This window comes from Hyphomonas sp., assembly GCF_037969335.1.
Lineage (GTDB): Bacteria > Pseudomonadota > Alphaproteobacteria > Caulobacterales > Hyphomonadaceae > Hyphomonas.
This window is the reverse complement of the sequence record NZ_JBBKXE010000029.1, coordinates 25,089-35,892: the sequence shown is the minus strand read 5'-3', so window position 1 is coordinate 35,892 and position 10,804 is coordinate 25,089. Positions and strand designations below refer to the sequence as shown.

General features: G+C 62.4%; 9 protein-coding genes. 5 read left to right on the top strand and 4 right to left on the bottom strand.

The features are described 5' to 3' along the window. Both AADA04_RS02135 and AADA04_RS02130 read right to left on the bottom strand, forming a co-directional pair. Positions 1-390: DEAD/DEAH box helicase (locus AADA04_RS02135; RefSeq protein WP_340691583.1), on the bottom strand; the 390-nt coding region annotated here is incomplete at its 3' end. Positions 391-562: 172 nt separating this feature from the next. After that, complete coding sequence (locus AADA04_RS02130; RefSeq protein WP_340691582.1) at positions 563-1,159, bottom strand: superoxide dismutase; 597 nt, start codon at positions 1,157-1,159, stop codon at positions 563-565. An 85-nt stretch (positions 1,160-1,244) separates the two neighbouring features. Between AADA04_RS02130 and AADA04_RS02125 the strand changes: the two genes are divergently transcribed. Then, positions 1,245-1,874, top strand: coding sequence for a squalene/phytoene synthase family protein (locus AADA04_RS02125; RefSeq protein ID WP_340691581.1), 630 nt, complete (start codon positions 1,245-1,247; stop codon positions 1,872-1,874). Positions 1,875-1,948: 74 nt separating this feature from the next. Next, positions 1,949-3,271 carry a sorbosone dehydrogenase family protein gene (locus AADA04_RS02120; RefSeq protein WP_340691580.1) on the top strand — a complete coding sequence of 441 codons (1,323 nt, stop codon included), beginning with the start codon at positions 1,949-1,951 and terminating at the stop codon, positions 3,269-3,271. Between the two features lie 6 nt (positions 3,272-3,277). Here AADA04_RS02120 and trmFO read toward each other — a convergent pair whose 3' ends face one another. Then, positions 3,278-4,684, bottom strand: coding sequence for a methylenetetrahydrofolate--tRNA-(uracil(54)-C(5))-methyltransferase (FADH(2)-oxidizing) TrmFO (gene trmFO / locus AADA04_RS02115; protein WP_340691579.1), 1,407 nt, complete (start codon positions 4,682-4,684; stop codon positions 3,278-3,280). Between the two features lie 95 nt (positions 4,685-4,779). Here trmFO and AADA04_RS02110 point away from each other — a divergent pair, with 95 nt between their 5' ends. The 3 genes from AADA04_RS02110 to AADA04_RS02100 are packed head-to-tail and all read left to right on the top strand — an operon-like array spanning position 4,780 to position 7,581. After that, positions 4,780-5,601, top strand: a complete 822-nt coding sequence (locus AADA04_RS02110) for a hypothetical protein (RefSeq protein ID WP_340691578.1) — start codon at positions 4,780-4,782, stop codon at positions 5,599-5,601. Between the two features lie 41 nt (positions 5,602-5,642). Next, positions 5,643-6,626, top strand: coding sequence for a hypothetical protein (locus tag AADA04_RS02105; protein WP_340691577.1), 984 nt, complete (start codon positions 5,643-5,645; stop codon positions 6,624-6,626). A 16-nt stretch (positions 6,627-6,642) separates the two neighbouring features. Beyond that, positions 6,643-7,581, top strand: a complete 939-nt coding sequence (locus AADA04_RS02100; protein ID WP_340691576.1) for a hypothetical protein — start codon at positions 6,643-6,645, stop codon at positions 7,579-7,581. A gap of 7 nt (positions 7,582-7,588) precedes the next feature. Here the strand turns inward: AADA04_RS02100 and uvrA are convergent, their stop codons facing one another. After that, complete coding sequence (uvrA, locus tag AADA04_RS02095) at positions 7,589-10,624, bottom strand: excinuclease ABC subunit UvrA (protein ID WP_340691575.1); 3,036 nt, start codon at positions 10,622-10,624, stop codon at positions 7,589-7,591. Positions 10,625-10,804: the final 180 nt, after the last annotated feature.

Below are 10,804 nucleotides of genomic sequence, written 5' to 3'. Positions count from 1 at the left end.
GATCAGCACGTCGACGCCGCGCTGGAGCAGGCCTTCCTGTTCCTTGAAGCTGACGCCGCCGATGAGCAGGGCCATGGTGAGCTTCAGGTGCTTGCCGTATTTCTCGAAATTCTCGGCCACCTGCGCGGCGAGTTCGCGCGTCGGGCAGAGGATCAGGCAGCGCGGCATGCGGGCCCGGGCCCGTCCGCGCGCCAGGCGGTGAATCATCGGCAGCACGAAGGCCGCCGTCTTGCCGGTGCCGGTCTGGGCGATGCCCGTGACGTCGCCGCCGGCGAGGATGTGGGGGATGGCTTCAAGCTGGATCGGCGTGGGAGTTGTATATCCCGCCTCTTCCACAGCCTTAAGTACGTTCGGCCCGAGGCCGAGATCTGCAAATGTTACGTCGTTCAAAGTGTTTCCAGTCCAAGGATTGTTGATAATACCCGACGCTGCCCGAATGGCAGCTTTGCCGGGCAAATCCTGAGCCCGGAGCGTCTGTTGCGCTGCACATAATGCAAAAACGCCCACCAGTACAGGTGGGCGTCTCAGTTTGCTTGATTTTGCCGAATTCGGGCCTGTGCGGCTAGCCGAGGTTCTTGTTGGCAAAATCCCAGTTGATCAGGTTGTTGATGAACGCGTCCATATAGTTCGGACGGCTGTTCTGGTAGTCGAGATAATAGGCGTGCTCCCAGACATCCATGGTCAGCAGCGGCGTGACGCCGGCTTCCGTCAGCGGGGTTTCGGCATTTGGCGTCTTCGTGATGGCCAGTTTGCCGCCCTTGAGCACGAGCCAAGCCCAGCCGGAACCGAACTGGCCGCCGCCGGCTGCCTTGAAGTCCTTCACGAACTGGTCGTAGCCGCCGAGGTCGCTGTCGATCATTGCAGCGATCTTGCCGGTGGGCTTGCCGCCGCCGCCCGGCTTCATCGAGTGCCAGTAGAATGTGTGGTTCCACACCTGGGCCGCATTGTTGAACAGGCCAGCCTTGGCCTTGTCGCCGGCGGCCTTGTTGATGATCTCTTCGAGCGGCGCTTTCTCGAGGTCGGTGCCTTCGATCAGGCCGTTCAGGTTCGTCACATAGGCCTGATGGTGCTTGCCATGGTGATAGTTGAGGGTCTCCTCGGAGATGTGTGGGGCGAGGGCTCCACGTCCGTAAGGGAGGTCGGGAAGGGAAAATGCCATGTCAGCGTCCTTTCTTGCAGATGATTGACTGGTGTATCAGCGCGTCTTCCCACATATGGGTTCCATGTCAAATGAGACCAGCCCCTTGAGCAAAACACAATGGAAGGCGATTGACGCCCGTGTAAAGCGGGTCGACGAAGATCGCTGGATATCCAGTCGCTTTGCGCCCGAGATATATCGCAACGCCCTGACGGCACTTTATGCGCTGGCCTATGAGCTCGCCCGGGTCCGCCTTGCGGTCACCGAAGACACGCTGGGCGCCATCCGGTTCCAGTGGTGGCGCGACGCGTTGAGCGAGATCGAAGCGCAACAGCCCCCCCGGGCCCATGATGTCTGTCTCGCCCTGAACGAGGAAGTTGCCTGCCAGCGGCTGAAGATTGGCGCATTGCAGAAACTGGTCGACGGCTATCAGGCCGCCTTCGAAGCCGAAGACAGGGCGCGCGAGCCGGAAGCCTGGCTGGCCGCGGTCGCCGCAAGCGTTCTGTGCGGCGCCCATGGCTGGGGAACCGAGATACAGGATGTGGCGCCGGCCTATGCCGCAACGCGCCGCAGCGATACCAAGGCTTTCGGCCCGCATGTGGCGCCTGCGCCAAAGCTGATCCGCCCGGCGATCGCCCATTTCCGCCTGCGCAAGTTCTACTGTGACGGCCGCAACCCGAATGGCATCACCAAACGGCTGTGCATCATGAAGGCCATGAATACCGGCCAGGTCTGACAATCCGGCGCCTGAAGAATACTGGAACCGAACAGGCCTTTGTGCGCTTCTCCTGACAAGGCAGGAGAAAATACATGAAAATTACAACCGTCGCATCCGCTACGCTTATCATGGCGCTCGGCGCAACTCTGGGCGCCTGCAATGGCAACCAGACGCGCCCCATCGAGACTGGCTTCGGCCCGTCGCCGGACCTGCCCAAACCCACGGACAAGCTGTTGCCGACTGTCAATGTAGCCACCGCAAAGGCCTGGAAAGGCGATTCCATGCCTGCGCCAGCCGCCGGTCTCGCCGTCAACCAGTTTGCCGCTGATCTCGATCATCCCCGCTGGCTCTACCAGCTGCCGAATGGCGACGTACTCGTCGCCGAAACCAATGGTCCGCCGCGCCCCAAAGACTCCAGCGGCATTCGCGGCTTCTTCATGAAACGCGTGATGGCCAAGGCAGGTGCCGGCGTGCCCAGCGCCAACCGAATTTCCCTTCTGCGCGACGCCGACGGCGATGGCGTCGCTGAAACCCACACCACATTCATGAGCGGCCTCAACTCGCCCTTCGGCATGACGCTCGTCGGCGACGCGCTCTACATCGCCGATACGGATGCCATCATTACCGTGCCCTATGTTGAAGGCGAGACCACCATCTCTGCGACGCCCGAAGAGTTCTTTGCCCTGCCGGCCGGGCCGATAAACCACCACTGGACCAAGAACGTTGTCGCCAGTCCTGACGGGACCAAGCTCTATGCCTCCGTCGGATCGAACAGCAATGTTGCCGAAAATGGTATCGAGGTTGAAAGCGGCCGCGCCGCCATCTGGGAAATCGATATTGCTTCGCGCGAGGGCCGCGTTTTCGCCACGGGCCTGCGCAATCCCGTCGGCATGGATATCGATCCGGCCACCGGCACACTCTTCACTGTGGTCAATGAGCGCGATGAACTCGGCAACAATCTCGTCCCGGACTATCTCACCTCCGTGAAGGAAGGCGCCTTCTATGGCTGGCCCTACAGCTATTACGGTCAGAACGTCGACAGCCGCGTCGAGCCACAAAAGCCGGACCTCGTGGCCAGCGCCATCGCTCCCGATTATGCCCTTGGCTCGCACACGGCTTCTCTCGGTCTCGACCTGACCAGTGGATCGACGGGTGCCATGGCCACGCATTTCGGCGCAGGGGCCTATATCGGCCAGCATGGCTCGTGGAACCGCAAGCCACGCAGCGGCTACAAGGTCATCTTTGTGCCCTTCGCCAATGGCATGCCGTCAGGCGACGCAACCACCGTGCTCGATGATTTCATGACGGATGACACGGCGCATGGCCGCCCTGTGGGCGTGCTGCTCGACCAGTCCGGTAGCCTGCTCGTCGCGGATGACGTTGGCAACCGCATCTGGCGCGTCACCGCGCAATAAGACGATCTATTCCGCGGGCACCAGCGCTGCTTCGCCTGCCAGCCACGCATCGACATCTTCCAGTGCACGCACGGCCTGGGCCTTCTTCTTGGCCCGGCCCTTGTCCTTGCCGCGCAGGCGCTTGCCGTCCTCGCCAACCTTTGAATAGTCTTCAATGTCCGGGAACAGGCCGAAATTGATATTCATCGGCTGGAAGGTCTGCTTGCCCTGCAAGTGGCCGCCAGTGATGTGCAGCACCAGCGCGCCGAGCGCCGTGGTTGGCGGCGGTGGGGCGAGTGAACGGCCGAGGCGTTCGGCGGCAGCGAAGCGTCCGGCCAGCAGGCCCATAGCGGCGCTCTCGACATAGCCTTCGACACCGGTGACCTGACCGGCAAAGCGCAGGCGCGGTATGGATTTCATCCGCAGCTGCTGGTCGAGCAGTTTCGGCGAATTCAGGAACGTGTTGCGATGGATGCCGCCAAGCCGCGCGAACTCGGCCTTCTCTAGACCGGGGATCATCCGGAAGATTTCGGCCTGGGCGCCATGCTTCAGCTTGGTCTGGAAGCCGACCATGTTCCACAGCGTACCGAGGGCATTGTCCTGGCGCAGCTGCACCACGGCGTGCGATTTCACCATCGGGTCGTGCGGATTGGTCAGGCCGACTGGTTTCATCGGCCCGAAACGCAGCGTCTCGCGGCCGCGCTCGGCCATGACTTCGATGGGCAGGCAGCCTTCGAAATAGGGCGTGTCCTTTTCCCAGTCCTTGAACTCGGTCTTCGGCGCCGCAATCAGGGCGTCCAGGAAGGCGTTGTATTGGGCTTCGTTCATGCCGCAATTGATATAGGCCGCCGTGTCGCCGCCGGGGCCGGGCTTGTCATAGCGGCTCTGGCGCCAGGCCACATCCATGTCGACCGAGTCGAAATAGATGATCGGCGCGATGGCATCGAAAAAGGCGAGATCGCCTTCGCCGGTATGGGCGTGGATCGCTTCGGCAAGCGCCTGCGAGGTCAGCGGGCCGGTCGCGATGATCACGCTGTCCCAGTCTTCTGGCGGGATGCCGGTGATTTCCTCGCGCACGATGGTGACAAGCGGATGCGCTTCCAGCTTCGCTGTGATCGCCTCGGCGAAGCCCTCGCGATCAACCGCCAGCGCGCTGCCGGCAGGCACCTGATGGTCGGCGGCCGTGGTGATGATAAGGCCGCCTGCGCGGCGCATTTCCTCGTGCAACACGCCGACAGCATTGGTCGTGTGGTCGTCCGAGCGAAAGGAATTGGAGCAGACAAGCTCGGCTAGCTGGTCGGTCTGGTGGGCCTCGGTGCCCTTCACGCCGCGCATTTCGTGCAGGATGACTGGCACGCCCGCGCTCGCGATTTGCCATGCCGCTTCTGATCCGGCCATGCCGCCGCCGATGATATGTATGGGTTTGATGCTCATGTGAGGGACATGCGCAGGCCGGTCCCGCGCGTCAAGATGGTGTTTGCCGCGAGCGGCCTTGGACGCTAGGTGTGTCAGCAGTGAGGAGCCCGGGAATGGACAAGAAGCTGCCCGTTTTGGAGATCGCCGCCGAGGCCTGGCGTCTCGCCGTTCGCGCGCTTGTGCCCGGCCTGCCCTGGCTCGGCCTGCTAATGCTGTTCGCTGGCCTGTACCGGCTTGTCATTGGCATGGCATTCGACGGCGCTGCGATCGTCGCACTCAATCTTATGGCGGCCGTTTTCTTCGCCGGCGTGGCGTATTCCCTGAACATCTACCGAACCATGCTGGGCGCACGGACGGGCAAGTACCTGCAATTGGTGCACGTCAATCTGGCTGTGTACGTGGCGGTGCTGTTTGTCGCGGTGTTCATCGGCTTTTTCCTCGCCATCCTGCCCGGCATCCTGCTCGAGGCTTCGGGTCGGACAGAACTCGGCGCGGAAACGGCGCCCGCCGTCGTGCAGGCGGCGTTCATGGACATGTTGCCGACGGCCTATGGCGCGGTTTTCCTTATTTCCTGCGCGCTCGGTCTGTGGGCGCTCTGTTTCCTGGCGGTGCGATTGTTGCTCGTGGGCGCAGCAACCGTCAGCCGGGAGGAAAGCATGGTCTTCCGCACCTGGCCGTGGACCAAGGGGCATGGATTCCGGCTCAGCCTCGCCGCGCTGGCTACGCATGTCGCGCCGTTTTTTGCCGCCGTAGCGATCAATGCGGCGCTGAACCCGTTGCTTGGGACAAGCGCCGTCGGACATCTTGTCGGCGGGGCGCTCGGTATCCTGCTGCTCGCGCCGTTCATTCTCGCCGGTCACGGCCTTGCGGTCTCGGTTCTGCCGCGCCTGATGCCCGATCCTGATGAGGCCTCGGCGATTGCCTCTGTCGAGTAAATCGCCTTAGTCTGCGTTGGTCGATTGGGGAGGGTGGGATTTTGCCAACACGATTCTCGTTTGAAGGCGCGCTGGGCAACGCCTTTCGCGCTGCGCACGCACGCACATTTCCGTGGATATTCGCCGCCGTCTACGCGCTCGCCGTGACCCTGTTCGCGGCACTGGTTGGATTCCTGTCAAAGGATGCACTGATTGCCTTCATCCAGGCGATTGAGGCGCTGGAAAACGCGACGATCGACGATGCCGACCCCAGTGCAGTACTCGCCTTGGTGTTCGGCACCATGACGCCGCTCATCCCGTGGGGCATCGCGGTGACCATCGGATCCTGGGCCCTGTGGGCCATGTTTGAAGCCGCCTCGCAGCGCCGCTATGTCCGGGACGAGCGTTTCTCCCTGCGGGTGGGCAGCGATGAATTGCGGATGATGGCCGTCGGCTTCCTCTGGTCCCTCCTTTACCTCGCCTGTTTCGGATTGCCGATGCTTAGCCTGTTCAATGGCATCATCGGCATATTCGAACTGGCCGCCGACGGCGTGTCGGAAAATGAACTGGGCCGCCGGATGCTCCCGGTCGTCTTTGGCGGGATGGGCCTCATGTTGCTCGCATTCCCTGTCTACGTCTTTTTCGCGACGCGCCTGTCGCCTTGCTTCGCGATGACGATCAAGGACCGGCGCATCGTCTTCTTCGATGCGTGGAACGTCTCGCGCGGACGGTTCTGGCCCATACTCGGCGCCTATCTCATTATCGCTATCGTCGGCGGCATCATCGTGGGCGCAGTGGGACAGGCCCTTGAAATGGCGCTCGTGTCGAGATCGCTGTCAGGGCTCGACAACGTCCGGACCGGCGACGATGTGATGCGTGTGCTCTACTCGCCCACTGTCTTTGTTCCGCTGGGATTCTATGTGGCGATACGCATGTTCCTGTCCGCACTTTTGCAGCATTTCAGTGGCGGCCCGGCGGCCTTTGCTGCCCGCCATGATCCGCGTGGTGGCGTGGACGACGCGGCACGGATGGCCGTATTTGATTGACCAGGGAGAGAATGCCATGACGAACCTCGATTTCAGTTTTGACAATGCGCTGTTCCATTTCCGGCGCACGGGCGGCCCGAAGGGGTTCCTGCTCAAATACGGCGCAACCTATGCGGTGCTTTACCTTCTGGTGTCTGCGGTGAACCTCTGGCTGCAATGGCCCATGTTCGGGATGATGTTCAATCCGGACATGATGAACGACCCTGTGGCCATGGAGGCCGCCATGATGGGCCAGATGGGCCGCGTTCTTCTGGGATACCTGCTGGTGATCCCGGTCGGCCTGGCCTTCTGGATGCTGTTCGAAGGCGCCAACCAGCGCCGCTACATGCGAGCGGAAGGCTTTCGCCTGCAACTGGGGGCCGATGAATGGCGCCTGCTGGTTGTCGGCCTGATCTGGTTCGGCCTGTTCATTGCCCTCTATCTCGGCATGTTCGTCGTGATCATGCTGCCCGTTGGCATTGCCGCGGCGACCGGCTCCGGCGAAGGCGCCGCCATTGCCGGGTTGCTGGCCTTCGTGCTGATGATCGCCTACATGGTTTTCACGCTCTGGCTGGCGGCGCGGTTTTCGCCCGCCGCCGCTCTCACGGTGCGCGACCGCAGCATCCGGTTCGGACAGGCCTGGCGCGTCACGAAAGGCAAGGCCTGGACCATTGTCGGCAGCTGGATCGTGCTGATGCTGATCATGATGGTCGTTTTCTTCGTGTTCTACCTGGTCTTTGCCGTTGCCATGGTCGCAACGCTGATGCCGGTGATCAGCGGGATCGAGGACGACCCGACAGCCATCCTCTCGGCGATGGCCGCGCCCGGCATCATCATTCCGGGGGCGATCCTAATGGTGGGCTTCATCTTCCTTCAGGCCTGCTGGATGCACATTTTCTCCGGGCCTGCCGCACTGGCGGCGCGGACCGATCCCCAATGGGCCGACAATCCGGCGATCGACGAGACGTTCGTCTAGGCCGGACCTATTTGGCGGCGCTGGCCGCTTTCGACTTGGCCTTCTTTGACGAAGCGGGTGCCTTCGCTGCCGTCTTCCTGGCAGGCTTGGGCGGCTTCTTCGCTGCATCCGCCTTGGCCGCCTTTTTCGGCGCCGTCGGCGTCTTTGCCCGCTCGCGCTTGTTGCGGGCGGCGCGGCGCTCGTCGTGCCGGCGGAAGGTCTCGGCGAGGAACTTGCCGGTCCAGCTATCGGTGTTGGCCGCAATGTCTTCCGGCGTTCCGGCTGCGACCAGCTTGCCACCGCCATCGCCGCCCTCGGGGCCAAGGTCCAGCACCCAGTCGGCCGTCTTGACGACGTCGAGATTGTGCTCGATTACGACCACGGTGTTGCCGGCATCGACCAGCTCATGCAGCACTTCGAGCAGCTTGCGCACATCGTCGAAATGCAGGCCCGTCGTCGGCTCGTCGAGAATGTACAGTGTGCGGCCTGTCGCGCGCTTTGAGAGTTCCTTGGCCAGCTTCACCCGCTGCGCCTCGCCGCCCGACAGGGTCGTCGCCTGCTGGCCGACTTTCACATAGCCGAGCCCCACCTGCACCAGCGTCTCCATCTTGGATGCGATGGCCGGCACCGCCGAGAAGAATTTCGCCGCGTCATCCACATTCATGTCCAGCACGTCGGCAATCGACTTGCCCTTGAACAGGACTTCCAGCGTTTCGCGATTGTAGCGCTTGCCCTTGCAGGTCTCGCACGTGACGTACACGTCCGGCAGGAAGTGCATCTCGATCTTGATGACGCCGTCGCCCTGACAGGCTTCACAGCGTCCGCCCTTCACGTTGAAGCTGAACCGTCCGGCCTTGTAGCCGCGCGCCTTGGATTCCGGCAGGCCGGTGAACCAGTCGCGGATTGGTCCGAATGCGCCGGTATAGGTCGCCGGGTTCGAGCGCGGCGTGCGCCCGATCGGGCTCTGGTCAATGTCGATCACCTTGTCGAGATATTCGAGCCCCTCGAGGCTGTCATAGGGCTGCGGCGGGCTGGAGGCGCCGTTCAGCTTGCGGGCCAGCGCCTTGTACAGCGTCTCGATGATCAGGGTCGACTTGCCGCCGCCCGACACGCCGGTGATGCAGGTGAAACTGCCGAGCGGGATCGTCGCGGTGACGTTCTTGAGATTGTTGCCGGTCGCGCCCTTCAGCGTGATCTTGCGTTTCGATTTCTCGACCGGGCGGCGCTTCGGAATCGCGATCTCGCGCGTGCCGTTGAGATAGTCCGCTGTCATGCTGTTCGGGTTCGCCAACACTTCGGCTGGCGTGCCTTCGGCAATGATCTCGCCACCATGAATGCCGGCCGCCGGTCCCATGTCGATGACATGATCGGCCGTCAGGATCGCATCCTCGTCATGCTCGACCACGATCACGGAATTGCCGAGGTCGCGCAGACGCTTGAGCGTCTCCAGCAGGCGGGCATTGTCGCGCTGGTGCAGGCCGATACTCGGCTCGTCGAGCACATAGAGCACGCCGGTCAGGCCCGAGCCGATCTGGCTGGCCAGCCGGATGCGCTGGCTCTCGCCGCCCGACAATGTGCCGGACCCGCGGCTGAGCGTCAGGTATTCGAGGCCGACATCATTGAGGAAGTTCAGGCGGTCATTGATCTCCTTCAGGATGCGCGACGCGATCTCGTTCTGCTGCTTGGTCAGGGTCTTCGAGACCTTGCTGAACCAGTCGCCCGCATCCCGGATCGAGAATTCGGCGGCGTCGGAAATATCCAGCTTCGCAATCTTCACCGCCAGCGCCTGCGGCTTGAGGCGCTTGCCGCCACAGGCGGGGCAGGGCGCCGCCGACTGGAACTTGGACACTTCCTCGCGCACCCAGGCCGAGTCCGTCTCGCGATAGCGGCGTTCAAGATTCGGGATCACGCCCTCGAACGTCTTCTTCACCTCATAGCGGCGCATGCCGTCATCATAGATGAACTTGATCTCTTCCTCGCCGGTGCCGTGCAGGATCATCTGCTGGATGTCTTCCGGCAGCTTGTTCCACTTCTTCTTGAGGTCGAACCGGTAATGCGTCGACAGGGCCTGCAGCGTCTGCGTCTGGTAGGGCGATGTCGACTTGGCCCAGGGCGCGATGGCGCCGCTCATCAGGTCGAGGTCCTTGTCCGGCACGATCAGGTCGGCATCGATCTTCAGCTGGTTGCCCAGCCCGTCACAGGTCGGGCAGGCGCCGAAGGGATTGTTGAACGAGAACAGGCGCGGCTCGATTTCCGAAATCGTGAAGCCGGACACGGGGCAGGCGAAATTGGCGCTATAGGTGATCCGCTTCGGCTCGGTCTCGCCCTCTTCAAGGTCGGCATATTCGGCCAGCGCGATACCCTGCGCCAGGCCCAGCGCCGTCTCGAAACTCTCGGCGAGGCGCTGCTCCATGCCTTCGCGCACGACGACGCGGTCGACCACGACATCGATGTCGTGCTTGAATTTCTTGTCCAGCTTGGGCGCGTCTTCCAGTTCGTAGAACTCGCCGTCCACCTTGACGCGCTGGTAGCCGTTCTTGAGCAGTTCGGCGAATTCCTTGCGATACTCGCCCTTGCGGCCCCGGATCATCGGCGCCAGCAGGTAGAGCCGCGTGCCTTCCGGCAGTTCCATCGTCCGGTCGACCATCTGGCTGATCGTCTGGCTCTCGATCGGCAGGCCGGTGGCGGGCGAATAGGGAATGCCGACACGCGCCCACAAGAGGCGCATATAGTCGTAGATCTCGGTGACGGTGCCGACGGTGGAGCGCGGGTTGCGGCTGGTCGTCTTCTGCTCGATCGAGATCGCGGGCGACAGGCCCTCGATGCTTTCCACGTCCGGCTTCTGCATCAGTTCGAGGAACTGGCGCGCATAGGCCGACAGGCTTTCGACATAGCGTCGCTGGCCTTCGGCATAGATCGTGTCGAACGCGAGCGAGGATTTGCCCGAGCCTGACAGGCCGGTCATCACCACAAGCTCACCGCGCGGAATGTCCACGTCGATATTCTTGAGATTGTGTTCCTTGGCTCCGCGCACGCGGATGAAAGGGGATTCTAGTCGGGCCATGCAGAAAGCTCGTTACGGTGACGAAACAGGATTGCGCGAGTTGCTAGGCTCTATGTGTGGCGTGAGTCCAGCTTGACCACAAGAACAAAGTGTGAACATTTGCGACTCGCTGCTTTTTTAATCCCGGCCTGTGGAAAAACGGCTGGGGAGGCGACAGGCGAGCCCGGTCGCGGTAGAAGA